23 protein-coding genes are annotated in these 26,156 nt (G+C 41.7%); 6 read left to right on the top strand and 17 right to left on the bottom strand.

The features are described from left to right. Positions 1 to 100 precede the first annotated feature (100 nt). The 5 genes from iscU (at position 101) to fdx (ending at position 4,330) form a co-directional block, all read left to right on the top strand. Positions 101 to 511 (top strand): Fe-S cluster assembly scaffold IscU, encoded by a 411-nt coding sequence (gene iscU, locus JMX63_RS07990; RefSeq protein WP_057759218.1) that lies wholly within the window; start codon positions 101 to 103, stop codon positions 509 to 511. Between the two features lie 227 nt (positions 512 to 738). Continuing rightward, positions 739 to 1,059 carry an iron-sulfur cluster assembly protein IscA gene (iscA, locus tag JMX63_RS07985; RefSeq protein ID WP_021814983.1) on the top strand — a complete coding sequence of 107 codons (321 nt, stop codon included), beginning with the start codon at positions 739 to 741 and terminating at the stop codon, positions 1,057 to 1,059. Positions 1,060 to 1,233: 174 nt separating this feature from the next. Next, positions 1,234 to 1,815: a Fe-S protein assembly co-chaperone HscB gene (gene hscB / locus JMX63_RS07980; RefSeq protein ID WP_201571937.1), complete on the top strand. Its 582-nt coding sequence runs from the start codon at positions 1,234 to 1,236 to the stop codon at positions 1,813 to 1,815. A gap of 209 nt (positions 1,816 to 2,024) precedes the next feature. Then, complete coding sequence (gene hscA, locus JMX63_RS07975; protein ID WP_201571935.1) at positions 2,025 to 3,905, top strand: Fe-S protein assembly chaperone HscA; 1,881 nt, start codon at positions 2,025 to 2,027, stop codon at positions 3,903 to 3,905. 86 nt (positions 3,906 to 3,991) lie between these two features. Beyond that, positions 3,992 to 4,330, top strand: a complete 339-nt coding sequence (gene fdx / locus JMX63_RS07970) for an ISC system 2Fe-2S type ferredoxin (protein ID WP_201571934.1) — start codon at positions 3,992 to 3,994, stop codon at positions 4,328 to 4,330. A 97-nt stretch (positions 4,331 to 4,427) separates the two neighbouring features. On the opposite strand, the gene JMX63_RS07965 is transcribed toward fdx, so the two are convergent. From JMX63_RS07965 to JMX63_RS07945, 5 genes are all read right to left on the bottom strand, one after another. Continuing rightward, positions 4,428 to 5,849: an adenylate/guanylate cyclase domain-containing protein gene (locus JMX63_RS07965; RefSeq protein ID WP_201571933.1), complete on the bottom strand. Its 1,422-nt coding sequence runs from the start codon at positions 5,847 to 5,849 to the stop codon at positions 4,428 to 4,430. A gap of 303 nt (positions 5,850 to 6,152) precedes the next feature. Next, a complete protein-coding gene (locus JMX63_RS07960; protein WP_057759208.1) occupies positions 6,153 to 6,584 on the bottom strand; it encodes an HIT domain-containing protein in 432 nt (143 codons plus the stop codon). Between the two features lie 150 nt (positions 6,585 to 6,734). After that, positions 6,735 to 10,445, bottom strand: coding sequence for a transcription-repair coupling factor (gene mfd / locus JMX63_RS07955; protein WP_201571932.1), 3,711 nt, complete (start codon positions 10,443 to 10,445; stop codon positions 6,735 to 6,737). A gap of 217 nt (positions 10,446 to 10,662) precedes the next feature. Next, positions 10,663 to 11,199 (bottom strand): ribonuclease E activity regulator RraA, encoded by a 537-nt coding sequence (gene rraA / locus JMX63_RS07950; RefSeq protein WP_201571931.1) that lies wholly within the window; start codon positions 11,197 to 11,199, stop codon positions 10,663 to 10,665. Between the two features lie 190 nt (positions 11,200 to 11,389). Then, positions 11,390 to 12,091 (bottom strand): NAD-dependent epimerase/dehydratase family protein, encoded by a 702-nt coding sequence (locus JMX63_RS07945; protein ID WP_201571930.1) that lies wholly within the window; start codon positions 12,089 to 12,091, stop codon positions 11,390 to 11,392. 464 nt (positions 12,092 to 12,555) lie between these two features. Here JMX63_RS07945 and rpsT point away from each other — a divergent pair, with 464 nt between their 5' ends. Continuing rightward, positions 12,556 to 12,822, top strand: a complete 267-nt coding sequence (rpsT, locus tag JMX63_RS07940; protein ID WP_010200097.1) for a 30S ribosomal protein S20 — start codon at positions 12,556 to 12,558, stop codon at positions 12,820 to 12,822. Between the two features lie 160 nt (positions 12,823 to 12,982). On the opposite strand, the gene JMX63_RS07935 is transcribed toward rpsT, so the two are convergent. The 12 genes from JMX63_RS07935 to JMX63_RS07880 form a co-directional block, all read right to left on the bottom strand. Next, positions 12,983 to 13,819: a histidine phosphatase family protein gene (locus tag JMX63_RS07935; protein ID WP_201571929.1), complete on the bottom strand. Its 837-nt coding sequence runs from the start codon at positions 13,817 to 13,819 to the stop codon at positions 12,983 to 12,985. Positions 13,820 to 13,977: 158 nt separating this feature from the next. Beyond that, positions 13,978 to 14,790 (bottom strand): metallophosphoesterase, encoded by an 813-nt coding sequence (locus JMX63_RS07930; RefSeq protein ID WP_201571927.1) that lies wholly within the window; start codon positions 14,788 to 14,790, stop codon positions 13,978 to 13,980. 210 nt (positions 14,791 to 15,000) lie between these two features. Then, entirely contained in the window at positions 15,001 to 15,699 is a 699-nt protein-coding gene (pyrF, locus tag JMX63_RS07925) for an orotidine-5'-phosphate decarboxylase (protein WP_201571926.1), read from the bottom strand. A gap of 104 nt (positions 15,700 to 15,803) precedes the next feature. Next, positions 15,804 to 16,211, bottom strand: a complete 408-nt coding sequence (locus JMX63_RS07920) for a lipopolysaccharide assembly protein LapA domain-containing protein (RefSeq protein ID WP_102094435.1) — start codon at positions 16,209 to 16,211, stop codon at positions 15,804 to 15,806. A gap of 62 nt (positions 16,212 to 16,273) precedes the next feature. After that, positions 16,274 to 16,579, bottom strand: coding sequence for an integration host factor subunit beta (locus JMX63_RS07915; protein WP_057759195.1), 306 nt, complete (start codon positions 16,577 to 16,579; stop codon positions 16,274 to 16,276). A 331-nt stretch (positions 16,580 to 16,910) separates the two neighbouring features. After that, complete coding sequence (gene rpsA, locus JMX63_RS07910; RefSeq protein WP_057759193.1) at positions 16,911 to 18,599, bottom strand: 30S ribosomal protein S1; 1,689 nt, start codon at positions 18,597 to 18,599, stop codon at positions 16,911 to 16,913. Between the two features lie 307 nt (positions 18,600 to 18,906). After that, complete coding sequence (gene cmk / locus JMX63_RS07905) at positions 18,907 to 19,674, bottom strand: (d)CMP kinase (RefSeq protein ID WP_201571925.1); 768 nt, start codon at positions 19,672 to 19,674, stop codon at positions 18,907 to 18,909. A gap of 189 nt (positions 19,675 to 19,863) precedes the next feature. Then, the gene (gene tadA / locus JMX63_RS07900) at positions 19,864 to 20,388 is read right to left on the bottom strand and encodes a tRNA adenosine(34) deaminase TadA (protein WP_227673290.1); all 525 of its coding nucleotides are present in this window, start codon (positions 20,386 to 20,388) and stop codon (positions 19,864 to 19,866) included. A 27-nt stretch (positions 20,389 to 20,415) separates the two neighbouring features. Then, a complete protein-coding gene (locus tag JMX63_RS07895) occupies positions 20,416 to 21,153 on the bottom strand; it encodes a uracil-DNA glycosylase (RefSeq protein ID WP_201571923.1) in 738 nt (245 codons plus the stop codon). 180 nt (positions 21,154 to 21,333) lie between these two features. Beyond that, a complete protein-coding gene (locus tag JMX63_RS07890; RefSeq protein WP_201571922.1) occupies positions 21,334 to 23,874 on the bottom strand; it encodes an AAA family ATPase in 2,541 nt (846 codons plus the stop codon). A 638-nt stretch (positions 23,875 to 24,512) separates the two neighbouring features. Next, positions 24,513 to 24,908: an ATP-dependent Clp protease adaptor ClpS gene (locus tag JMX63_RS07885; RefSeq protein ID WP_101206289.1), complete on the bottom strand. Its 396-nt coding sequence runs from the start codon at positions 24,906 to 24,908 to the stop codon at positions 24,513 to 24,515. A gap of 166 nt (positions 24,909 to 25,074) precedes the next feature. After that, positions 25,075 to 25,941, bottom strand: a complete 867-nt coding sequence (locus JMX63_RS07880) for a hypothetical protein (RefSeq protein ID WP_201571921.1) — start codon at positions 25,939 to 25,941, stop codon at positions 25,075 to 25,077. Positions 25,942 to 26,156: the final 215 nt, after the last annotated feature.

Raw genomic sequence — 26,156 nt, 5'->3', positions numbered from 1 at the left:
TCAGACAATTAAATTAAGCGTTTGACCCCAATTATCGATGAGTAGTTAGACATTTAAAGTTGATAAACGACTACTCATCATCTAACTAGGAGAAAACCCCATGGCCTATAGTGACCAAGTTATTGATCATTACGAAAACCCACGCAACGTTGGTAATCTTGATAAAAATGCCAAAAACGTTGGTACCGGTATGGTCGGTGCCCCAGCATGTGGCGATGTAATGCGTCTACAAATCCAAGTCGACGATAATGGTATTATCGAAGATGCACGTTTCAAGACTTATGGCTGCGGTTCAGCGATTGCTTCAAGCTCGCTTGTTACTGAGTGGCTAAAAGGCAAAAGCTTGGATCAAGCTGGCGAAATCAAAAACAATGATATCGCTCAAGAGCTAGCATTACCACCAGTAAAAGTGCATTGCTCTGTACTCGCAGAAGACGCTATTAAAGCCGCTATTAGCGACTATAAAGGTAAGCATGGCGTAGCAGCTCCAGCAGAAGAAGCTGCGATCTAAGCTAGGCTAAACCTGCTAGCGTATGCGCTACGTTGTACTAGCAACGCTAAAGTAGCAATGTGTAATCGCTACTGACGCTAAAGAGGTGACAATGACACTTATGTAATTGTCACCTTTTGTTTTCTAATAGTCGCAAGCCTATTGTTTTGGCAATCTTGTAATTCTGGTTGTCAGTTTATCTAGATTTTTTTATTGATATTTATGATTAATAGTCAATGGGAGTTGGCATGATTGAAATGACAGAACGCGCCGCTCAGCATGTTCGAGACTTTTTGGACAATCGCGGCAAAGGCGAAGGCATTCGAGTTGGTATCCGTACGGCGGGTTGCTCGGGCTTGGCTTACGTTTTAGAGTTTGTAGATACCCCTGATGAAAACGACACGCGCTATGAAAGTCGCGGCGTTAGCATCTTTATTGATCCTAAAAGTCTCGTATATTTAGACGGCTTGTTGATGGATTACGAAAAAGAAGGTTTAAACGAAGGCTTCAAATTTACCAACCCTAACCAAAAAGGTGAATGTGGTTGCGGTGAGTCTTTCACAGTTTAATTGTTCAATGGCTGAAAACTGATAGATTTATGCTTCAATGAGCTTTCATAAGAGCAGTGCAGTATCTCGGCTATCGCTATGAAGAAAGGTTGATGTAGTTGAGTAGCTAAGCGATCCAGTATTCCTAGCTAGGTCATGACTTCAAAAATAAATAAAAAAGCAAGGCATCGGATTATGATAGATATTACTTCAGAACCACAGTTTGATAACTTCTTTGCCCTATTTGAGCAGCCTGTACAATTTGAAATTAACCAAAGCAGTCTAGAGCAACGTTTGCGCTTGCTGCAAAAACGCTATCATCCTGATAATGTTGCCAAAAATCAGACCGATATGGTTCAAGCACAGTTGCAGTCTGAAAAATCGTCGGCTTTAATCAATCAAGCGTATCAAACGCTAAGCGCTCCTGATAGTCGTGCCGGTTATTTATTAAACATGGCAGATCAAGCACAAAACATAGAGCACTCAATCGCAGATTTAGACTTTTTGGAAGATGCGATGCAGATGCGTATGGATCTAGATGATGCTATCGAAGACAAAGATCTTGTAGCCTTGCAGCAATTACATCCTCAAATTACAAATCGTCTAGCAATACAATCTGAACGCTTCAACAATGCTTATCAAAATCAAGATTGGCAAACAGCGATTGATGCGACACAGAAGCTAAAATTTTTAGTTAAGCTAAATGCTGATGTGACGACTGGGCTTGATGATGTTGCAAATTCATCGCATTCAGATGATGATGACTTATACGTCTAAACATCTGTGGTTATGACTCTCACTAACAAGCTAAATTCTATATATTTGGTTAAAATAGTGACCGTGATACCGTATAATCTTTGAGTCTAAGCGCATCAAACTGTCAGAATCCTTATTCCATGGAATGAGATTACCGACGTTAAGCTCTCGTACTGCATATGTTATATTTGCTCCATTTCACTTATTTATTTTATCTCTGAGTTATCCTTATGTCTTTAATGCAAATTGCTGAACCCAATCAAAGCGCTCAACCTCACCAACATAAATTTGGCTTGGGCATCGACCTTGGTACTACACGATCGTTGGTTGCTGTGGTGCGTTCAGGTAAGGCACAAGTCTTAGAGGCAGGCGCAGCGACAGATACATTATTACCGTCTGTTGTCTATTATCCAGCTACTGGTACGCCATTGGTTGGCTATGACGCCCTAGCTCATTTAGCAGATGATCCAAAAAATACGATCGTCTCGGCTAAGCGTTTTATGGGTCGTAGTCAAGCTGATATCAAATTCTCTCATCCTTATGAGTTGTCTGGTAATAAAGACGATATGCCCGCCTTTGTAACGGCTCAAGGTGAGGTTTCTCCTGTTGCAGTATCAGCGCGTATCTTAGCCGCTCTTGAGCAACGTGCAGCGAGTGCCCTACCTGCAGATAGCATTGAAGGTGCCGTGATTACGGTTCCCGCTTATTTTGATGAAGCACAGCGTCAAGCAACCAAAGACGCCGCTCAAGCAGCGGGCATCAACGTACTTCGCCTGTTAAATGAACCAACAGCGGCTGCGGTCGCTTATGGTCTTGACCAATCATCAGAAGACAGTAAAAAAGAAAGCTATTACTTAATCTATGATTTGGGCGGTGGTACTTTTGACGTCTCTATCTTAAAGCTTACCGACGGCGTCTTTGAAGTATTGGCAACTGGTGGTAATAGCGCCCTAGGCGGCGATGATATCGATCGTCTTATTACCAATTGGATTATTAAACTATTAAATATCGATCCAAAAGACGTAAGCCTACATGACAAATCAATACTAGCTCAACAAGCCAAAGCTTATAAACAAGCGCTGACTGATGCTGAACAAGTAGATATCAGTGTGGTTGTCAATGGTCAGTCTTATCAAGGCGTATTAAGCCGTACAGATGTGCTAACTATCGTAGAGCCTGTTAGTCGCCGTACGCTCAGTGTGTGCGAACAAGTCCTACGCGATGCCAAGCTGTCTACTACAGATCTAGATGAAGTTATCTTAGTGGGCGGCTCGACTCGTATGCCTGCCGTACAGCAAGTCGTGACTGAATTTTTCGCTAAGCAGCCACTTTGCCGTTTAAATCCAGATGAGGTCGTTGCTTTAGGTGCTGCTCAAACTGCTCATCAATTGGTTAATGGTGATAGTGATAACAATTTGTTGTTATTGGACGTGACGCCATTATCATTAGGTCTTGAGACCATGGGTGGTTTGGTCGAAGTACTGATACCACGTAATACACCTATTCCTGTAAAAAAACGTCAAGTGTTTACCACTTATCAAGATGGTCAAACAGGCATGGTGATTCACGTGGTGCAAGGTGAGCGTGAAACGGTAGAAAACTGTCGTTCACTTGGACGTTTTGAGTTGTATGGCATCCCGCCAATGAAAGCTGGGTTTGCTCGTATCGAAGTTACCTTTAGCATCGATGCTAATGGTCAGCTTACTGTCAGTGCACAAGAAACTACGACCAAAACAGAAAGCAAAATCGAGATTGTTCCTTCTTATGGTCTATCAGATGAGCAAAAAGAACAGTTGCTTGTTGCAGGGTTTAAACACGCAGAAGAAGACAAAAACGCGCGTTCTTTGATTGAGACCAAAGTAGAAGCGGAACGTGAAGTACTTGCCCTAGAGTCGGCACTTAACGAATTTGCGGCGTTGCTTTCTACTAAAGAACAACAGTCACTAGCAGAGCATATACAAGCGCTACGTAACTCTCTTAGCACTAATGATTTAGCACTTATCGAAACGCAACAAGCTCAGCTCAAACCACATAGTGATGCCTTTGCTGCACGTATTATGAATCAGAGCGTCAAGACCAGCATGGCCGGTACTAGTGCCAAAGACTGGTAATAAATACATCGACATATATCGCTTAACTGACACGTTAAGCTAACTTCTAATATTTTTTAAATTGATTAGCATCGGACAGATAATTTATGCCAAAAGTTACCGTACTACCCCACCACGAAATTTGCCCTGAAGGCGCAGAAGTTGAGCTACAAGCTGGTGAAAACTTATGCAAGGCACTATTAGAAAAAGGCATTAAAATCGAGCATGCTTGTGAGATGTCAAAAGCTTGTACTACATGTCATGTTGTAGTACGCAAGGGTTTCAACAGTTTAGATGAGATGGATGATATTGAAGCGGATCTGCTTGATCGTGCTTGGGGACTAGAGCCTGACTCACGTTTATCTTGTCAGGTCATGCTTGATAATGAGGATTTGACCATCGAAGTTCCTAAATATACCCTCAATCATGCTAAAGAAAATCATTAAACACTGATAATACTTCCTAGTTAAGATTAAAAAAGGCCAGCTATCATATAGCTGGCCTTTTTCTATATATGATTTTAATATATTAAGCTTGAAACGCTTACTTGCGACTGGCATCCTCACGCCTACTTTCTGCTGCTATGTCCTTTACTACTTTTTCTTCCTCTTGCTCGATGCGTTCTAGCGCAAAATTCAAACGAGCTCTAATATCTTGATAATCATTGTCTTTCATATCTTTAAAATTCAAATGCAAATTGAAACCAGGTAATGTGTGGTCGACCCATTTAGATAAATGACCTGTACTGGCACTAGGGTCAAGTACTTGCCATGCATCGATCTTTTCATCAATACCTTTCAAGCAAAATGCGGCAACGTGCTCGCATTCATAGTTATGGCATATATAATCGTAAGTGCTTTCACTGACCAATATCTGATCTTTGCCCGCACAGGACTCAAGCCTAGAGGCCAAATTGGCTTCTTTACCAATGATGGTATAGCTTAATCGACTATTACTACCAAAATTACCAACGTGACAGTAGCCAGTGGTGATACCAACACGTATATATAAGCCTTCAAACCCCATTAGCCGCCATTTTTGACGTAAAGTGCGCATTTCTCGGCGCATATCAATTGCCATCGCCACACAATCTAGTGCATCTTGACGCGAGCCACGGCTATTCGGTTCACCAAAGAAACATACCATACCATCACCAATGAACTTATCAAGCACTGCACCATGCTTATTAGCGATCGACGTCATGCAATGCATATAAGTATTGAGAATGTCTGACAAGTTGTCAGAGCTTAGACTATCAGACAACTCGGTAAAACCGACAATATCTGAAAACATGATAGTTATTTTTGCGCGTTTATTAGAAACACTAACAGGGCTATCCGATTTGACAATAGGCTCCCAAATTTGTGGTGGCACAAAACGGGTCAGCTTATTGATCACTGATACCATTGTACTTAGGCGTCCCCCTGCCTTATGGGCAGAAGCCTTATAACCAATGTATTCTTGATATATACGCCAGAACTGATACAAAATAACGCCTAAGCTTGCTACCATTACTATCAATGGTAATAGACCATCATCAAAGTCCATACTATTCGCATTTAAGACTGTGCTGACATAGTAAAATACAATGATCGTCACGGCGGATACGGATAACAGTCTGAGGTGATTCTCAGGTCTGCTAAGAATGATACGTACACCAATCAAAGCAGCCAAGCTGATTGATATGACCGTACAGCATTGTAGTGAGCCGATGACAACCGATAATAGAATAATAACGATGTTAGACGTCCAAAAGCTGGTCTGGCGTCGGTAGTTGTATATCAGGATCATGAGGCTTGGCAATGTAATAATAACCAATAGTGCCATTGAGATAGAGCGGAAGTCGTAGTATATAGCACGCAAAACAACCGTCAGTATTAACACGAACACTTCTGGATAATCGAAACGACAAACTCCAGCATCTTTCAGCGGCGACCTTGATTTTAGTGTCTCTGAGAAGGTCATATGAGTTTCACTTAAATGTTTCGAGCGATATGAGAGACAAGGATATAGCACACGTGCATCATTTGCCCTTATGACGATTTATCATAAGATATATCTAATAATATATTATACTTTCGAAATAAGGTAAAACAAGGTTACTGATGACTAAAAGACGACCTTTTGTCTAGTTTGTTCGCTATTTTACAGTTTTTATTAAAATTTAAATAAAAAGAGAGGCCAGATACATTTAAGTATCTGGCCTCCCTTTTTGCCTATAGAATTTAGGTTCAAGCTATTCTTATTAAATGCAGGATAGAATGATAATTACATTTGCCAGTCAAACGGCATTTGGTGATGACCACGTAATGCCATCATCAATGTTTGCTGCATTTGCGCCAATACTTCTTTAGTATATGGCACAGCTGGCACACCCCATACTGGATTTGGCCATTGCATATCATTCTGATAGCGGACAATGTGATGAAAGTGAAGTTGTGGCACTTGATTACCAAGAGCGGCCACATTCATTTTATCAGCTTGAAAGGTTTTGGCTAACTGGCTCGATAACCAGCTGGACTCTCGTAAGAACTGCGTTTGGTCTGCCTCAGACAGTTCATATAACTCTTTGATACCGGATACACGTGGCACTAATATCAGCCAAGGAAATTGGCAGTCATTGATTAAACGACAAGTGGATAATGGAAAATCCCCCACTAAAAAACTATCAGCAGCAAGTTTATGATGAAGTTGGAACATAATGACGGTTCTCTTGTTGTTTAATGCAAATAAAATACAGAAGGTTAAAAAGTTAGTTTGGCTATTTTATCAGTTATCTGGTTGATAAAATAGCACCATGATTTATTGGCTTAGATTAACTACCTAACCTACTTGATATCCAGCTATATACTAAGCAGGCTCTGTCACCATGTGCTCGCTAAAATAGCGCAGCAGCTCTTGTATGACCGTCACGCGCTGTTGCGGTGTGGCCAGTTTATCGCTATTTTGGTAACGGATACCAGATGCGCCATTCATACGATAATGCTGACCATTTGATTGGATCAACTTGATAATCGCTAACGCATCAACTGGAGTATCTGGCGCAAACTCCAACGTCATACTACTACTGTTGGCATCAATTTTGTTGATCTTAAGCGGCTCTGCTTGTAAACGTAATCCATGAATGGCGAATAGCTGCTTGGTTTGATCTGGCAGTGCACCGAAGCGGTCTATCATCTCCGTACGAATATCCGTTAATGCTTCTTTATCATCGGTATTACTAATACGCTTATAGAACAATAAGCGCTGATGCACGTCATGTAGATACTCCTCTGGAATGAGGGCAGAGCTATGTAGATTGATTTCACTGGTCAGCGACAATGGTGTATTCAAATCAGGCTCCTTGCCAGCTTTAATGGCTTTAGTCGCACGCTCAAGCATATCCATGTATAAGCTAAAACCAATCGCCTGCATATTGCCACTTTGCTGCTTACCTAATATTTCCCCTGCACCGCGAATCTCTAAATCCTCACTTGCCAGCATAAAGCCTGCACCTAAAGTATTAGCACGCTCGATCGCATGCAAACGGCGTTTGGCATCACCTTTGAGGCCTTTAAGGGAAGGCACTAGTAAGTAACAATACGCTTGATGATGACTACGTCCTACTCGGCCACGCAGCTGATGCAATTGCGCAAGACCAAACTTATCTGCACGCTCAATGATAATCGTATTGGCATTGGGCACATCAATACCTGTCTCGATAATGGTAGAGCAAACCAAAACGTTGAACTTTTTATGATAAAACTGTTGCATGATTTGCTCAAGCTGACGCTCTTGCATTTGCCCATGAGCTACTCCTACTCGCGCTTCTGGCACTAGGTCACGAATAGTCTCTGCCATACGCTCGATACTGGCAACATCATTGTGTAGCAGATAGACCTGCCCACCACGTAATAACTCACGTAATATGGCTTCTTTCATCAGGGCTTCTGTCTTTTGCATCACAAAGGTTTTGATGGCAAGTCGTCGTGCAGGCGGTGTGGCAATAATCGACATATCGCGCATACCTGAGAGCGCCATATTAAGCGTTCTAGGGATCGGAGTCGCCGTCATAGACATGCTATCCACATCTGTTTGAATGGCCTTGATACGCTCTTTATGACGCACTCCAAAGCGATGCTCTTCATCAACAATCATCAGGCCAAGGTTGGCAAATTTCACATCTGGTTGTAGCAGTTTATGAGTACCAATGACAATATCCACTTTACCAGCGGCCAAATCAGCCAATACCATTTCTTGATGTTTTTTGCCGCCAAAGCGCGATAAGCTTTCAATGCGAACTGGCCAATCGGCAAAACGATCACGGAAATTGTCTTCATGCTGACCAGCAAGCAACGTAGTAGGCACCAGTACGGCAACCTGATAGCCAGCACTAACGGCAATAAAGGCGGCTCGCATCGCGACTTCTGTTTTGCCAAAACCAACGTCACCACAAATAAGACGATCCATCGGCTGGTTTTGTCTCATGTCTTCCATTACCGCATGAATAGCATTGGCTTGGTCGGCGGTTTCTTCAAAGGCAAACTGGCTAGCGAATAGCTCATACTGTGATGGGTCTATCTTAAAATGAATACCAACTTTGGCCTCACGTCTTGCCTGCATATTGAGTAGTTCAGCAGCGACGTCATGAATTTGCTCCAATGCTTTTTGCTTGGCTCGATCCCATTTGCCGCTACCAATCTTATGTAGCGGTGCTAAGGCAGGATCGCCGCCACTATAGCGACTAATCATTTGCAGATTGGCCACTGGCACATAGATACTAGCGTCATCAGAATATTTTAAATGGATAAACTCTTGCTCACCATCGCCCACATCTAAGGTAATCAAGCCATTATAACGACCGATACCATGCTCAATATGAACCACTGGGCTACCATCTGTTATCTCAGTAACGCTCTTAACCAAGAACTCTTCTGATACCCCGCTTTGGCGACGACGGCGCGTCTGTAAGACTTGACGACCGAACAGCTGTGTCTCGCTAATCAACACCAAGCGTTCAGGCACATAGACACCACGTTCGAGTGGTGCGACAGTCAAACCAACATGCGGCAAATGACTGTTATTAATAGCGCTGGTTTTATCTGCGGCTAAAAATGCCTCAAAGCTATCATACGCCTTGATATCAATCTTACCTTTGAACAGTTCGATTAGAATCTCACGACGGCCTGCGGTTTCTGCAACGATTAGTACAGGTGTTGTAGTCTTCGATTGCGTATCCAAGAAGTCGAGCAATTCTGATAATGGTTCAGACTTTTGATGATTGACTGCTAATTGTGGCGGCTCTTGAGCACTTAATGTCACCAGTCCTTGTTGTTTAGTGACACTCGATGGCAATGGTATTTGTGAGGCATCTGTACTTTCTGGTGCTTCCACATCATTCATCGTAGCCAGTTCATCACGAGCACTTAATATTACTCGTGGATACTGGTTTAGCTGTTCGTTAAGCGCGTTAGATAATAGATACAGCATTGCTGGCTCTACGATAGGCTTGTCAATATCATGTCGACGCTCTTCGTAGCGGCGCTGGATTTGTGACCAGTAATCAGCTTGTTTTTCATTGATTAATTCATCGGTGATAAACAATGCATCGCTTGGTAAATAGGAAAATAGGCTACTCTCTGCTTCCCAGTCTTTTAAGTTAAAAAATAGCGGCTGATAATACTCTAATCCGCTACTAGCAATCCCTGCCATTACGTCTTTGTGCAGCTCAGACTTACGGCTACTGGTATTAGGGAACATGGCAGCAAAGTTCGTGCGAAACGTCTCACGCCCTTCATCAAGCGGAAACTCTTTTGCAGGCAAGATTTGAAATTGGTCGATAGGCTTAGAGATATCTGGCATCTTATGCAGTAGTGACAATGACTCTTTTGCCATACTGGTATCATTGCCTGTTAACATCGCCTTCAAATCATCGGCAGTCAATGTACGCTGCGTTTGAGGATGAAAAAAGCGAATCGTTTCGATTTCATCATCGAACAAGTCTAAACGTAGCGGAAAAGGCTGACCCATGGCAAAAATATCAATGATACTGCCACGTACTGCAAACTCACCTGGTTCAAAGACATTTTCAACCGCGCGATAACCTGCTTTTGCCAATAGCCCTCGCTGGGTATTGATATCAAAACGATCGCCGACACTCAAATCAAAATGCTGTCCAATCAACCAACTTGGCGGTGCGACGCGATGCATGAGGGCTTGTATTGAAATAAGCAGCACGCCCGTTTTTGGCATATCTGTCAACAGATTGATACGCTCACTGACGATGTCTTGATGCGGAGATAGCTCATCATAAGTTAGCGTCTCCCAGTCAGGGAACACATAAGCATCGACTCCGCAAAATGCCAGCTCAGTCTCTATCTGATTGAGTTGGTTCTGGTCACGTGCCACCACAACTTTTAGGCGCTCGGCAACATTCCACATAGGTGTTTGCACCAAGCTTGCCAACCATAAACTGCTGACCGCACCATGGACAGGCGCTAGCCAACGCCGCTCGGCATTTTGGATAGGAAACAACTGCTGGTTAATAGGGTCAAACGCGTCAGTCAAAGCAGTAATAGGCATAAAGAATAGGATCAAAGTTAAGGAGTCAGAAAGCTATTATACGAATATTTGAGCAATTACCAAAACTTATGCCGTAACGGTTTGTCACTTAAGAGTTTACTCATTAATGATTGAGGGTTAACAACGATTATTGCGCTTTAACTGTCATTACATAACAAAAAACCCCAACTTATTAGCTGAGGTTTTTGTTTTTACTAATCAAGCCAAGCCTAAAACTTCAGCTGATAAGTGGTTTATCGCTAGCGATGATGCCATTGTTATCAGCATAAATGAACATACCCGAGTTCAACGTTAAGTCACCGAAGCTGATTTCGATATCCGTTTGACCTTCATCACGGCGGGTTGATTTGCGCGGGATACTACCAAGCGCCATCACACCAAGATCCATCTCTGCCATGTCATCAACATCGCGGACACAACCATATACAATAACTCCAGCCCAGCCGTTGTCGATAGCTGATTGTGCAATCATATCGCCTAGTAATGCACAGCGCATAGAGCCGCCGCCATCAACGACCAATACTTTTCCATTGCCTTCTTTGTCTTTGCCATCGCTATTCAATAGAGATTTGACACGGCTATTATCTTCAAAGCATTTAACCGTCACGATTTCACCGCAGAATTTGTCGTTTGCACCAAACTGACGGAATGACTTACCTTCGATATTTGGCAAGCATACTTGCGACTCAGGATTGGCATCCAATAGATCACAAGTGACAAAACTTCCTCTATCCATTTGTATCGATTCTGACATTGCTCCTGCTCCTTGTTTTAGTGATTCAACTGACTGGTGTTTCAATATTTATTGATACTTTGATAATAGTTATTGTGTTTTTTACTTTTGTATTTTTGTTCTAATGCAATCTTGTCCCAATGCAATTAACAATCGATATCTGTAACTTTCCAGTTTTGAGACTGAGTCTGTCACTAGAAAAACTGTTCTTTTATTTTTTAACCCGGGTCATCGCTAGCATCTGCTTATTTTCGATAATATCCGTACGCTTGATTTGAGGTTCAGTACGATATTTACTACGATGATAGATATCATGAGCACTCATGGCCATAGCACTGGCAACGCGTTTAGCAGAAATAGGGTGTAGCGATAGCGACTCTGACACGAGCGGCGAGATGAGTTTAAAGGCTTTTTGACCAATGCTTTCAAGCGGACGACCTTTATGCTTACCAAGCAATAGTGACGGACGGAAGACGACCAATTGTCCAAAATCTAATGCCATAACAGCCTGCTCTGTCTCAGCCTTGACTCGATTGTATAAAAAACGACTGTCAATATCCGCATTCATTGAGGAGAGTAAAAAGAAATTTTCTACCCCTTTATCACGACATAACTTGGCAAAATTTACGTTATAGTCTCGATCTACCTTGCGAAAAGCCTCATCACTACCAGCTTGCTTTTTTGTTGTACCCAAACAACTAAAAGCATCCGTAGTTCGGTCTGCGCCAACGCTTGCAAACACTTCAGAGAGATTATCAAAATCATTGATTTGATAAAAACGCATGCTGGCATTAATGTAGCGTGGCGGACGACGAGCAATCACAATCAATGTGTCATAAAGCTCACTCAGTTGCTTTACCAAATGCTGCCCTACTAACCCCGTTGCGCCAATCACAATTGCTTTTCGCTGCATACCCTATCCACTTATATAACATTAGATGAACTATATTGATGAGAAAATACCTATATCAAGGCCTATCGTTAGAATATCATACCTAAATTCTTCAATAACTGACGCTATTATATAGGATATATTGTAAGAGATTTTATCAACCCTCTACGTCTATCAACGCTTACTATTGATTTAGTTACTAGAATGACCCAAATTCGATGATATTACGTAACTTCTTTAAGCATTAATCATCAAATATATTGTCCTTAGTTCAATAATTTGCTAAGATAATCGGCTTTACACGTCAACGCTGTTTAATTATTCCAAACAGCTCTGACGCTTACGATGATCTATTCATATTAGATACTTTAATATCAGACATCGACATCATATTTGACGAGACGGCTGCTCGTCACCGATGATTGTTAAACCCATTATTGCAATCAACATTCATATTTTTATCTATCTTTATCAAGGAGATACGCGTGGCTAATACTGCACAAGCTCGTAAACGCGCCCGTCAAAACACCAAACGTCGTCAGAACTCTGCGTCACAACGCTCTATGGTTCGTACTTACTTAAAACGTGTTGATGCGGCTATCGCAGCTAAAGATTATGACGCGGCTACCGAAGCTTACAAAAAAGCGGTACCAGTTCTTGATCGTATGGCTGACAAAGGTATTATTCATAAGAATAAAGCTGCTCGTCGTAAGAGCCGCCTAAACAAAACAATCAAAGGCCTACAAGCTTAAGATTTGTATTGGTTAGACCGCATTTCGCTTTTATAGCGTAATGACTAAAACCTTGTCACTGGTTCTAATACCGTGGCAAGGTTTTTTTACGTCTACTAGAATGTATTAAATGAATTGCTTCCCTATCAACTCATTTCAATGTGTGATTAAGAACAAAACATCAATTCCACTGCACTTCTGGTGGCAATAGCAACTTACTAGGATGGTAACCAGCTGCACGATAACCGTCTAATAATGAACTAATCGGCCGAGTATATACCTGACCTCGCCAAACAAAATAAGCATTGGCTTGCTCAAAGGGCTTATCATCAAACCACAAAAACACCCCTTCCATCATCTTAGGCCAATCATTCCAATCGATTTCGGTCACATCGAGCATGACCGCTAAAAAAGCAGACAATAAAGTATCGTGACTAACCGCAAGCATTAAATGCCCGTGCTGCGGTTGATGTTGATAAAAAAGCGACAAGATATCGAGACCACCCTGATAGGCATTTTTAGTGCCTTCGAGATTGCCTTGCAAAAAACGATTAATAAAGTTAAGCACCCCAATCTCTTTAAATACCACGTTGGCAATCTCAGGCTCAGTGACTAAGCTGCCAGGCTCTACTAGCAAAGACTGATGAGCGATATTGCGCTGTAGTCCCGCGCCTTCTTGCATCAGCTGCGCGGTATCAATACAACGCCCAATGGGGCTAGAGATACTATCGACATCGAGCGAGTATGGCAAATGTCCTGCCAACCAACGCCCCCAAGACTTTGCCAGTATGCGGCCTTTAGGAGTCAACGGTAACTGATAGCTAGCAAAACCATTACCATCAGAGCGCTCGCGTAAAGAGTGCCTGGTAAATAGTATCAGTCGCTTATTTTCAGGCAATAAGCTGACGGAGGAGATCATACTATCTGGTAGGTGCGAAGGTGCAGGCGCGCTTGGGGTGTGACTCGCAAGCTTGTCAGCAGATATTTTGGACAGGGTGTTATTTAGATATTTACTCATGATAGCAAGCCTAGCAGATTTCTTATCAGGAATGAACCACAGACAAATCTAGTTGCAATATATCTTATAAATACTCTGCACTCTTTCAAAAAGACGCTTTATTCAAAAGAATCTATGTCTAGAATAAATCGAGATTTGCCCGTTATTTACACATGATCCTAGCCAATATCAATGACTTTGTCCCACGCAAACTCTAATGCCGTACTACTGACCTCATTAGGATAGGCTCGTGGATTGACGATCACTCGCGTATTACCAATTCTATAATCAAATGCTTCATGAGTATGTCCGTGTACCCATAGCATCGGTGCCCAGTCTTCGTGCATCCACCCTGACAAGTCACTAACGAAAGCCGCATTACTCGGTAGATTGGCATATTTTTCAGATACTGATAACGAACTGACGCTGTGATGACTCATGACTACTGTTTTTTTACCAAGTTTATGAGATTCCATCAAAGCTTGCTGTAGCCACTGACGATGCTTGGCATGAATCTGCATAGATACTTCAGGCGAAAACAGTTCGTTACCTGCATAGATTTGCTTATAGTCACGCATAAAATGCCTAGCAGCAGCCATGGTATCTTCGTTAGCATGATACTGATAGTCTGTCCAAAGCGTACAACCTAAAAGGCGTATATCACCGATATCGATATGCTGACATTGTAAGACGCGAACGCCTTTTTTAGACGCAGTATCATAGTTATCCCAAGTTGCCAGTTTATGGTCAAAGCTCAATACGTCTTCATCAAAGTATTCATGATTACCAGCGATAGTAATCAGGGGAATTTCTAAGCGCGCCGCTTGCTCTTGCAACCACGGCATACCTTTGTCGCTATTAGCAGTATCTCCTGCTACCAATACTAGATCTGCATCAGTTTTAGGAATATGTCCAACGGGGTGCGATTGACGTGCATAACTATCAATATGTAAGTCACTCAATATCTGTAATTTCATATTATTCAACATCATTTAGTGGCGTTATTATTAAAAATCTAATTAACGATAAACGCTCATAGCAGCACTACTGATATTTAGCTACATGAGCATTTTTAATATAGTTATTATATTTTAGAACGATTGTAAGAATAAATTTAAGTAGTGTAGCAGCTTTTTCTCGACCATCAAAAAGTAAAAAGACAGCCATTTAGGCTGTCTTTTTTACTTAACGTCTATTCAAACTTAAATACTTTGAAGTATTGTCTGTAGTTTAGCAGCAGGGTCTGAGGCTTGAGTGATCGAACGACCAATGACTAAATAATCAGAACCGTCTATTAGCGCCTGACTTGGTGTGCAGATACGTTTTTGATCATCTGCATTATCTTCAGCGAGACGTATACCAGGCGTCACCAGTTTAAAATCCTGACCACATAATGCTTTAAGTGCCTTTGCTTCTTGAGCCGAGCACACCACCCCATCTAGACCAGCTTGCTTGGTCAGTTGTGCTAGTCGGCTCACTTGGGTATCTAAGCTATCAGTGATTCCTGTTTGCATCAACGCTTCATTATCCATAGAAGTCAGTACGGTGACTGCGATAAGTAAGGTATCAAGATCTCTATCTAGCAAGCGCTGTTTTGCCAACGACATGGCTTCTAGACCTGCGCTAGCATGGACATTCACCATCCAGACACCAAGCTCAGCGGCAGCCAATACTGCTTGGGCAGTAGTATTAGGAATGTCATGGAATTTTAAGTCTAAGAACACTTCAAAATCACGTTGATGCAGTGCCTTGATGATATCAGGACCACAACGGGTAAACAGCTCTTTACCGACTTTTAATCGACATTGGGATGGATCTAACTGGTCAGCTAGCGCTAGAGACGCCTCTACCGTCATATTGTCTAGAGCGACGACAACTGGAGAGTTAATTACATTATTCATGGTTTTACCATATATTTTGAAGTTATCAAAGTATTGTATTTGAGGTCAGTACTGCGATCGTTAAGCTATCACCTAGCAGATCACATAAAAAATCACTTAACGACTTAATCTCGTCTACGCTTGGACAGAGTAGAGCCTTCAGTTAGGCTAGTTGCGTCACTGTTTTGCACATTGGCAGCAGAAGCACCATAAACAGCTTCATCTACTGTTGGCGCGCTTGCTTGACGATCGATAACTGTGTTGGCTTGAGCCAATTGCTCTTGCAGGTTTGCGTTTGCTTTTTGCAGACGTGAGATTTCCCACTTATTCTGTAGCACACGAAAGATAAGCAATGCCAGTAAAATACCAATAACAATACCTAGCATCAAACACAAAATAAGTAGCAACCCTAGATTCATCGTAGGTGCTTGTGAAAACAGTAGGTTGACTCCGACCTCAGTATTATTTGCTAATACCAAACCAAGTGAATAGGCAAAGCTCAAGAATAGCAATACAAATAGTAGAAAGCGCATGAGACAGTTACCTCAGTTTGGAATGATAAATTTTGACGGTTAGATAGCCAGTGCTGGTTTAATTAACCGTTTGCTACCGTATCGTTTACTGCTTCGCGTAAGGCCTTACCTGGCTTAAAATGTGGGATCGCTTTAGCCGGCACAGGTACGCTTTCACCTGTCTTAGGATTGCGTCCCATACGGGCACGGCGGTGATGTAGACAAAAACTACCGAATCCGCGAACTTCGACTCGGCCATCATTGGCTAAAGTATGGGTCATCAAGTTTAAGATTTCACGCACTGCGTCATCAACCACGGTGTCTGCCATGTTGTCACAGTTTGCACTCAAATTACTAATAAATTCGGATTTGTTAATCGCTTGCTGCATTATTACGCTTGCCTTGTTGATTGATGGATAAGCTGATGATAAGTCAACGCTCTATAGTACGTAAATGCGTTTATATAATTAAACTATATATACTGAATCTTTTAAAACTAACATTCAGAATCATATTATGACTATAAAAAGCTTATAACTATCATCTCGTTACTCAATGGTGCAAATGATAGCGGATATTAGCGTAAATGGGAATAAGAGTTTTCCCATTTGGCTAAAAACCTCTATTACTAACTGTATTAATAAAATCTAATCATAAAAAAAAGCGACCGAAGTCGCTTTTTTTATATTACTTTTATATCAATAGCTTACAGCTTACAGCTTACTGCATTTGCTCTTTGATCAAATCACCAATAGTTTTTGGCTGTGCATCAGAACCTGGAGCAGCAGTAGTGTTGGTGCTACCAAGATCTTTAATCGCTTGACGCTCTTCAGCTTCGTCTTTCGCTTTGATAGACAAATTGATGTTGCGTGTTTTACGATCAACACTGATGATTTTCGCTTCAACGTCATCACCAACAGTCAGATGCTTAGTTGCATCTTCAACGCGGTCACGTTGAATTTCAGAAGCACGTAGATAAGCTTCAACTTCGTCAGCAAGTTCGATAGTAGCGCCTTTAGCATCTACTTCTTTTACTTTACCATTAACGATAGCACCACGGTCATTATTGACTAGGTATTCGTTGAATGGATCAGAGCTTAACTGCTTAACGCCAAGGCTAATACGGTTAGCTTCTGCATCTACAGACAATACCATTGCTTCAACGGTGTCGCCTTTGTTGTAGTTACGGATAGCATCTTCGCCAGTTTCGTTCCAAGAGATATCAGATAGATGAACAAGACCATCAATACCACCGTCTAGACCGATAAAGATACCGAAGTCAGTGATTGATTTGATAGTACCAGTGATTTTATCACCGCGCTCATGTTTCTTATCAAACTCATCCCATGGGTTAGCTAGAGTTTGTTTGATACCTAGGCTGATACGACGACGTTCTTCATCGATATCAAGAATCATTACTTCAACTTCATCGCCCACTTGAACAACTTTAGATGGGTGGATGTTTTTGTTGGTATGATCCATTTCTGATACGTGTACTAGACCTTCAATACCTTCAGAAATCTCAGCGAAACAACCATAGTCAGTCAAGTTAGTTACGCGAGCTTTTACAACACTACCTACTGGGTAAGTGCCGCCAACGTTATCCCAAGGATCAGTACCAAGTTGTTTTAGACCTAGGCTAACGCGGTTGCGTTCACGGTCAAACTTCAGTACTTTAACTTTTAGGTCTTGGCCAACTTCAACAACTTCAGATGGGTGCTTGATACGGCGCCATGCCATGTCAGTGATGTGCAATAGACCATCGATACCACCTAGATCAACGAACGCGCCGTAATCAGTAAGGTTCTTAACGATACCTTCGATCTCGATGCCTTCTTCAAGCTTGTTCAATAGCTCTTCGCGCTCAGCTGAGTTTTCAGCTTCCATAACTGCACGACGGCTAACAACAACGTTGTTGCGTTTCTGGTCAAGTTTGATGACTTTGAATTCTAGCTCTTTGCCTTCAAGATGCGTTGTATCACGGATAGGACGTACATCTACCAATGAACCTGGTAAGAACGCGCGTACTGAACCGATATCTACAGTGAAACCGCCTTTAACTTTGCTTGAAATGATACCTTTAACGATTTCATCGTTATCAGCGATTTTTTCAAGGAAGTTCCAAGTTTCAACACGTTTAGCTTTCTCACGTGACAGCAAGGTTTGACCCATGCCGTTATCAACCGCTTCAACTACGACATCAACGCTATCGCCAACTTCAACTTCAAGTTCGCCTTCTTCGCTTAAAAACTCTTCACGAGCGACGATACCTTCAGATTTAAGACCAGTATCTACTGTGATCCAATCGCTATCGATGGCCACAACAGCACCTGTAATAACCGAGCCACGCTCGATATCTAGGCCCTGCTCTTCAATGCTCGCTTCAAATAGTTCAGCAAATGATTCCATTATGTCTACCTTTGTATAGCCGTATCCTGTCCAGCACAGTACGGATCAAATTTATGATTGTATAGAACGAAATACTGGTTTTATATCCCATACAATCATATAAAAAAACGTTTGTTGATAGCGAGCTCTTCGTAATAAAAACTGACTAACAACAACTGTCTTATATCGAATACAACATCTTGAATAAACTAAATTTTTCTTACTGCTTCAATAAAATTTCACTTAACCGTATTATTTTATACTAAAACAATGATTAATAGGAAACTTTTTAGTACTTAATATGTTGTTTTTACTAGCTATTAAATGACTAACTAGTGAAAAACACACCTTTATCTTGGCAATGCTTTTTGACCTGCTCATATACTGCATCAGCATTAAGCGCTGAACTATCAAGCAATAAAGCATCTGCCGCAGGCTTCGACGGCGCTGTACTACGATTTTCATCACGGTCATCACGCTCTTTTATCGTCGCTAAAATCGCTTCAAAATCTGCTGTTTGACCAGCGTTCAATAACTGAGTCACACGGCGCTCTGCACGCGCTTCAGCACTGGCCGTCAAAAACACCTTAACATCAGCATCTGGGAAAACAACCGTACCCATATCGCGACCATCAGCAACCAAACCTGAACGAGTGGCCATATCTTGTTGTAACTTGAGCAATGCTTGACGAACCTGTGGAAAAACAGCTATCTGTGATGCATAGCCTCCAACCGTTTCATTGCGTACTTGCTCACCTACTGCTTGTCCATTAACAATAATGTCTACACGTCCTGAGTCATTGTTCGGTACAAACGCTATCTTCAAGCTTTCAGTCAATGCTAATACAGCATCTTCGTCAATTGGTTGGCTAGTATCTGCGCTGATCAAACCCGCTTCAAAGGCTTTTAGTCCGACAATTCTATAAAGCGCACCAGAGTCTAACAACTGATAGCCTAACACTTGTGCCAGACGCCATGTGACCGTACCTTTACCAGCGCCACTAGGACCATCGATACAAATAACAGGGTAGCGCACTGATGAGGTGTGGCTATCCTCTGTATTGAGTAAAACATTATCAGGTGTAGAACTAGTCATAATACTTACTCAATAATATGCGTTACTTATATCGCTTATCATATGTCATTAATAAAACAATATTTATTCGTATGTTAAGTCTTTAATAGCCCATTAAGATGAGTGCTACCAAATAGGGCAATATTATAGCAAAAAATCATCGTGACCACTAGCACCAAGACTGATATCTTGTTTATTAGTATTTTGAGTTTACATAGTGGCCTTATTCTTTTTTGCCGCTTGCCTACGCTCACGAAAAAATGTCTTAAGTATTTGACTACTATGCTCGCTGCATAATCCACTATAGGCTTGAATACTGTGATTATAGAAAGGTTGTAATGATAAGTCCATTTGACTACCAACCATCCCAGCACGCGGTTCACTCGCTGCGTACACCAGCTTGTTTACACGCGCATGAATTAATGCACCAATACACATTGTACAAGGCTCCAGAGTGACATATAAAGTAGTCTGTAGCGGCAATCGATAATTTTCTAAACGTGTACAAGCATCTCTTAATGCAACTATCTCTGCATGAGCAGTAGCATCATGGCTACCAATAGGTTGATTAAACCCTTGGCCGATAATCTGCTGATCATGTACCAATACCGCACCTACCGGCACCTCTCCTCGTTCAGCACCTTGCTTAGCAAGTTCAATTGCCTCTCGCATCCATTTAATATCTTCAGCTAACCAAAAAGTGCTGGCCTGAATATTTAAAGGTTGATACGGCATTAAGCTTATATTCTGTATATTTTGCATTTATTGTGGTAATTGCCAGTCAATTGGAGTTTGGCCATACTGCACCAAGTAGTCATTTGTTTTAGAAAAAGGTTTAGTGCCAAAAAAGCCGCCACGGTTTGCCGCCAGTGGTGATGGGTGTACCGCTGTCAGAATCAAATGCTTATCCGTATCGATATACTTACCTTTCTTCTGGGCTTTACTACCCCACAAAATAAACACAGTATGCTTTGTCTGTTCATTGACGGCATCAATAACAGCGTCAGTAAACTGCTCCCAGCCCCTATTCTGATGACTATTTGGCTCGCCTTCTCGCACAGTTAGTGAGCTATTAAGCAGGAGAACGCCTTGCTGCGCCCAGTACGTCAGATCACCATGTGCTGAAGGGCGAATGCCAATGTCATCTGTCATTTCTTTAAGTAAATTATTCAATGATGGTGGCTTTGGAATGGCTTTAGGAACAGAAAATGATAGCCCCATAGCCTGACCTGGACGATGATAGGGATCTTGGCCCAAGATTACCACTTTGACTTGTGATAACGGCGTGAGATTAAGCGCATTGAACATCAGTGGTGCAGGCGGATAGATACTATCATCGGACTGATAGGCTTCCTTTAAAAATGCGCGTAGATTGTCCATATTCTCAGACGTTAGCTCATCTGCTAATGCCATTTTCCAATCTTCTGGTAAACGGACATTGTCTAAAATTGCTTGTTTTTGTTCTGCTGTTTTGGTTGTCGGTTCATCAAACAGTTCCATAGTGTGTCCTTTTTATACTTGTTATCTTGTTATAAGTTCCATTGCTTTGTTAAAACTAGCTTACTGTAAATAATCATACTAACAAAAAATGATATGCGCTTTGTTGATGAATTATAGCAATAAAAAAACGGCTACCGCAGTAATACGGTAACCGTTTTTTTGACATCAACATTAAACAACTTAGCTGGCTAGAGACTCAGAATCAGGATGTGGTTCATGAGTTTCAACGACTGTCAGAATAATACGACTATCAGCTGAGCCTTTGTCTGATACCTTATCAAGCTTCATTGTATCATTCTCTTGAGAGTCATCGACTTTAGGCTCTAAGGTCAGATGCACGACACCGCCATTGACCAAATCACCAAACAAAATCATACTTGCCAACGGTTTTTTGATTTCATCCTGAATCAGACGTTGCATCGGACGTGCACCCATTAGACGGTCATAGCCTTTATCCGCCAAGTAATCACGTACATCATCATCAATCTCTAATGTCACTTGCTTATCATCAAGCTGTACTTGCAGCTCAACTAAGAACTTATCGACAACCGATACAACAACTGACGTATCTAGAGGGTTGAACTGAATAATAGCGTCTAAGCGATTACGGAACTCTGGCGTAAAGACACGTTTCAGCGACTCTGTATTATCACGACTATGGTCTTGTTGAGTAAAGCCCATTGACGAACGACTGATACTATCAGCACCAACGTTCGTTGTCATGATAACGATGACTTGCTTAAAGATGGCCACACGACCATTATTATCGGTCAACGTACCATGATCCATCACTTGTAGCAACAAGTTGAACACATCTGGATGCGCCTTTTCAATCTCATCAAGCAACAATACACAATGTGGATGCTGATTGATTTTTTCAGTGAGTAAGCCGCCTTGATCATAGCCAACATAACCTGGAGGCGCGCCAATCAAGCGTGATGCCGTGTGCGCTTCCATATACTCTGACATATCAAAGCGTACTAATTCTACACCTAACAGGTTCGCTAACTGACGCGATACTTCTGTTTTACCCACACCAGTTGGTCCTGCAAACATAAATGAACCGATTGGCTTATCAGGTGCTTTTAATCCTGCACGTGATAGTTTGATAGCATCAGCCAACGTAGCAATCGCCTCATCTTGACCAAACACCAAGTGCTTAAGGTCTCGATCTAGGTGCTCAAGGATACTCTTGTCATCACTCGATACAGACTTGGGTGGAATACGGGCTAACTTAGCAATAATAGCCTCGATATCAGCAACATCGATTTTCATCGGTGGCTTTTGACCTTTTGACAATTTCACACCATCTGCTGATTTAGCACTATCGCTTGCTTTCGCAGTCGCTGCTTCATCCTGCATTTCATTATCTGTATCACCATCGATACCTTCGATATCAGCATCAATCTGCGCATCAAAATCTTGCTCTAAATCAGCAATGAAACTTTCTTCCGCTTCGATATCATCGACATCAGGCACTACGCCTAAGCGCTTATACGCACCTGCTTCGTCAATCACGTCAATAGCTTTGTCAGGTAAAAAACGCTCATGAATATGTTTGGCTGATAACTGTACCGCTGTGACCAACGCTTCATCCGTATACTCAACATTATGGAATTCTTCATAACGAGGTTTTAGACCGCGTAGGATATCGATGGTGTCATCTACACTAGGTTCTTTGACATCGATTTTTTGGAAACGACGCGACAATGCATGATCTTTTTCAAATACTTGGCGATACTCAGTAAAGGTCGTTGAACCAATACAACGCAGCTCACCGTTAGCAAGCGCTGGCTTGATAAGATTCGATACATCCATATTGCTGCTCATAGATGAACCAGCACCAATAATCATATGAATTTCATCAATAAAAAGAATAGCATTTGGTTTTTTCTTTAACGCATCAAGCAATGACTTCATGCGTTTTTCAAAGTCACCGCGATACTTGGTTCCCGCAATCAGTGAACCAATATCAAGGCTATAAATCACACAACCGTTAAGTGGCTTTGGTGCTTTATCGTTAATGATTAACCATGCTAAACCTTCAGCGATAGAAGTTTTACCGACACCAGGCTCACCTACTAGCAATGGGTTATTTTTGCGACGACGGCACAATACTTGGGCAGCACGTTCAATCTCAGAGGCACGACCAATCAAAGGATCGGTTTTACCTTCAGCCGCTCGCTGGTTTAGATTGGTTGCAAATTCAACTAAGGGATCTTTACTGGTTTTTTCAGAGGCATTACGGCGTTCAGTGCCTGCAGAACCACGTGATTCAGATGGCTCCTCTTTATCTTGGCCGTGTGATAAATACTGTGTTAGCTCAAGGCGACTGATGCCCTGTTTTTTAAGCAAGTAGACAGCATAGGTATCATGCTCTGAAAACATAGAGACTAAAATATCAGAGCCTTCTACCAAACGACCACCACCAATCGACTGCACGTGAAAAATAGCACGTTGCAAAATACGATCAAAGCTTTGAGTCGGCTGCGGTGACTGTTCTGTATCAGCATCGATAGTTGGCGTGTGTTTATTAATATAAATCTCAAGCTCAGTACGCAACGCCGAGACATTAGCATTACAAGCAGTCAACGTATTGGCAGCATGAGTATTTTCTAATAAGGCCAAAAGCAGGTGTTCAACAGTGAGATACTCATGCGATTTTTGGCGCGCAAGCGTCATTGCTAAACGTAGAGAAACTTCAAGATGACGACTTAACATAACAACTTCCTACGGTTATATCTATCTTTATAATTGATAGTTTTATGAATGAGTTAGTAAGTAAATCAGGGCGGTAGATGAATTGTTCAAGGGCTATATTCGTATTATTAGAAGTCATGAATAAATGAGGTGAGCGGTAGACTATTGATTAAATACTATAATCTCGCTATCAGCCAACAGTAATCACAACTATCCATGGCCGCTTTTCTTTATATCAACACGATACTTCGACGGAGTCAATCTATTAACACAGACTAAAATGTATCAAAGCGTGCTACAAGCTAGTAGCGACAACCTTAATAACGAATATTAAATGTTGAAAAACTGATTAGATAGAAAGAGAGATTGATATTTTCGAAGCTAGTAATGACAGAGTTTTAGCAAGTTTAACTAAGATACTTAGTCTAAGACTATTGAATAGAACTCTCTAATAGATAGGGTTATTTGCTATAGAAATCAATACTCTATGGATAATAAATACATTTTTCAGAGATTCTACTTGTATATAAGGGGAATGACTGAAAAGTCGAAAAAGCTCACTATAAAAGTGAGCTTTAATATGGATTACTTAGAAGTAAAGAACAGTAGGTAAAGCTTTAATAGAGCCATATATCAGTATAAAAAATTAATAAATTGCTCTACTCGCCTTGATGTGGTTCGATTTGGGTCAATAGCGGATAACCTTCACGATGTGCCAGACTATTTACCTTTTTGGCCTTAGTCTCGGCGATATCTTTGGGATAAATGCCAGCAATACCTTTGCTGCTATTATGAATAGTCAGCATAATCTCGACCGCAGAATCCATACTATGACGAAATTCTGACTGCAATATGTATACAACAAACTCCATCGGCGTGTAGTTGTCATTGTACATAACGACCGCATACATAGGCGGTTTGGCTACTTCAGGCTCTGCGACCAATACATCTGCTTGCGGTGACGTTTCACCATCGGTATCACCGTCTTGTGCACGATGAGCAGGCATATTGGGAAAGTGCCAATCAGCAACCGTTGGCGTGGCTTGTGATATCATTTTTTTCATCATAATCAAAATATAATTATAAGGTAAGTTTAAGATAGAAGAGATTGTTAAGGCAGGCGATAAGGCATGGTATAAAGCACAACCACTAACTAGGGCTATTGTGCTTAGATTTCAACCACAGCATCGTCACTGAGTATTTCATTAAGACATGAGGTAATTAAGGTACAATAGGACTTTCATCAACTTCTGGTAAATCTAGGAGCGATGGTAGCATGTTATCCACACTATCACCGAGCTTCCAGTCATACAATTGCTCTACTTTCTGACCACCAGCTTGCAAAGTCAGTTTGGCTTGCAATGGTCTAAAGCCTGATGGCATTACAAAGCGACCACGTATCCGAACGATGCCTTCGATCATATGGTATGCAGGGTCAAGTGGCACTTCTACAAGATCATCATTGTTAAGTAACGTCAATACAGGCCTTAAGCGTTTGGCTTGACCATCGCTACCGAGCATCCCAATATCAAAACCATACTCAAAAGCATTTTCAGGTAGTGGCGAAATTTTGGCACCTAATACCTGTAAAGGCATACCACCTTTCTCACGGATGACATCTGAATATAGCTCGTTGAGCTGTGATACTTGCTTATTTTCTACTGTTAATTCTTGCTGGCTTTCACGCAGTTCTTTTAAATTAGCCAAACTGATGGCCAGTTCTTGTTTGGCAGTTGCCGCCTGGTTAGTAGCTATCTTATTGCTAAGACGCAAGTCTTCTAGTGCTTGTGTCGCTTCAGTGCTATCAATGATTGCTTGCTTAGCTTCTGTTTCCATCGAATGAAGGCCACGTTGGTAGCCAAGCTTATGACCGAATGCCAGTCCAACCACCGCTGTCACTAATACGGCCACTACAAACAGTGCCAATACCAATGTAGAAGCGCCGCGTTGTGAGCTAGCAATACCACTTATAGAGACATTATTATTTCTAAAGGAATGCTGCTTGCGCTCCAAGCTAGGTATAACCGAGTCCTTGCACGATAGACGTGCTGGCTGTGAGCAAAAGCGTAGTACGAGCTGAAAACGCATTTAGACAATATCTCTTAAGGGTAAGGGCAAGTCATTATAGCCGAATTTATAATCAATACCTAGCACCGTAAATGTGAATGATTGGAATATGGAGAGTTTCCCAAACTTTGTGTAACTGCTTATAATCCACTAACAGGAGAATAAGCAATGACTAACCAATCTGACATCAAGAAACTGGCTGAGCAAATGGCCAGCAGCATGAAAAGCTTCGATGA

Origin of the sequence: Psychrobacter nivimaris (assembly GCF_904846365.1) — a bacterium.
Classification (GTDB): domain Bacteria; phylum Pseudomonadota; class Gammaproteobacteria; order Pseudomonadales; family Moraxellaceae; genus Psychrobacter; species Psychrobacter nivimaris_B.
The sequence above is the reverse complement of the archived record's forward strand: the minus strand, read 5'-3'. Positions and strand labels throughout refer to the sequence as shown.

What these genes read in the sequence shown, in the direction of transcription:
- JMX63_RS07930 (WP_201571927.1), bottom strand. Translation starts at nt 14,790, where the DNA reads ATGATGTTGAATAATATGAAATTACAGATATTGAGTGACTTACATATT.
- hscB (WP_201571937.1), top strand. Translation starts at nt 1,234, where the DNA reads ATGATAGATATTACTTCAGAACCACAGTTTGATAACTTCTTTGCCCTA.
- JMX63_RS07945 (WP_201571930.1), bottom strand. Translation starts at nt 12,091, where the DNA reads ATGCAGCGAAAAGCAATTGTGATTGGCGCAACGGGGTTAGTAGGGCAG.
- rpsA (WP_057759193.1), bottom strand. Translation starts at nt 18,599, where the DNA reads ATGGAATCATTTGCTGAACTATTTGAAGCGAGCATTGAAGAGCAGGGC.
- pyrF (WP_201571926.1), bottom strand. Translation starts at nt 15,699, where the DNA reads ATGAATAATGTAATTAACTCTCCAGTTGTCGTCGCTCTAGACAATATG.
- JMX63_RS07895 (WP_201571923.1), bottom strand. Translation starts at nt 21,153, where the DNA reads ATGGAACTGTTTGATGAACCGACAACCAAAACAGCAGAACAAAAACAA.
- JMX63_RS07965 (WP_201571933.1), bottom strand. Translation starts at nt 5,849, where the DNA reads ATGACCTTCTCAGAGACACTAAAATCAAGGTCGCCGCTGAAAGATGCT.
- tadA (WP_227673290.1), bottom strand. Translation starts at nt 20,388, where the DNA reads ATGCCGTATCAACCTTTAAATATTCAGGCCAGCACTTTTTGGTTAGCT.
- JMX63_RS07915 (WP_057759195.1), bottom strand. Translation starts at nt 16,579, where the DNA reads ATGCAGCAAGCGATTAACAAATCCGAATTTATTAGTAATTTGAGTGCA.
- JMX63_RS07935 (WP_201571929.1), bottom strand. Translation starts at nt 13,819, where the DNA reads ATGAGTAAATATCTAAATAACACCCTGTCCAAAATATCTGCTGACAAG.
- JMX63_RS07920 (WP_102094435.1), bottom strand. Translation starts at nt 16,211, where the DNA reads ATGCGCTTTCTACTATTTGTATTGCTATTCTTGAGCTTTGCCTATTCA.
- JMX63_RS07890 (WP_201571922.1), bottom strand. Translation starts at nt 23,874, where the DNA reads ATGTTAAGTCGTCATCTTGAAGTTTCTCTACGTTTAGCAATGACGCTT.
- fdx (WP_201571934.1), top strand. Translation starts at nt 3,992, where the DNA reads ATGCCAAAAGTTACCGTACTACCCCACCACGAAATTTGCCCTGAAGGC.
- hscA (WP_201571935.1), top strand. Translation starts at nt 2,025, where the DNA reads ATGTCTTTAATGCAAATTGCTGAACCCAATCAAAGCGCTCAACCTCAC.
- mfd (WP_201571932.1), bottom strand. Translation starts at nt 10,445, where the DNA reads ATGCCTATTACTGCTTTGACTGACGCGTTTGACCCTATTAACCAGCAG.
- iscU (WP_057759218.1), top strand. Translation starts at nt 101, where the DNA reads ATGGCCTATAGTGACCAAGTTATTGATCATTACGAAAACCCACGCAAC.
- JMX63_RS07960 (WP_057759208.1), bottom strand. Translation starts at nt 6,584, where the DNA reads ATGTTCCAACTTCATCATAAACTTGCTGCTGATAGTTTTTTAGTGGGG.
- JMX63_RS07885 (WP_101206289.1), bottom strand. Translation starts at nt 24,908, where the DNA reads ATGATATCACAAGCCACGCCAACGGTTGCTGATTGGCACTTTCCCAAT.
- JMX63_RS07880 (WP_201571921.1), bottom strand. Translation starts at nt 25,941, where the DNA reads ATGCGTTTTCAGCTCGTACTACGCTTTTGCTCACAGCCAGCACGTCTA.
- cmk (WP_201571925.1), bottom strand. Translation starts at nt 19,674, where the DNA reads ATGACTAGTTCTACACCTGATAATGTTTTACTCAATACAGAGGATAGC.
- iscA (WP_021814983.1), top strand. Translation starts at nt 739, where the DNA reads ATGATTGAAATGACAGAACGCGCCGCTCAGCATGTTCGAGACTTTTTG.
- rraA (WP_201571931.1), bottom strand. Translation starts at nt 11,199, where the DNA reads ATGTCAGAATCGATACAAATGGATAGAGGAAGTTTTGTCACTTGTGAT.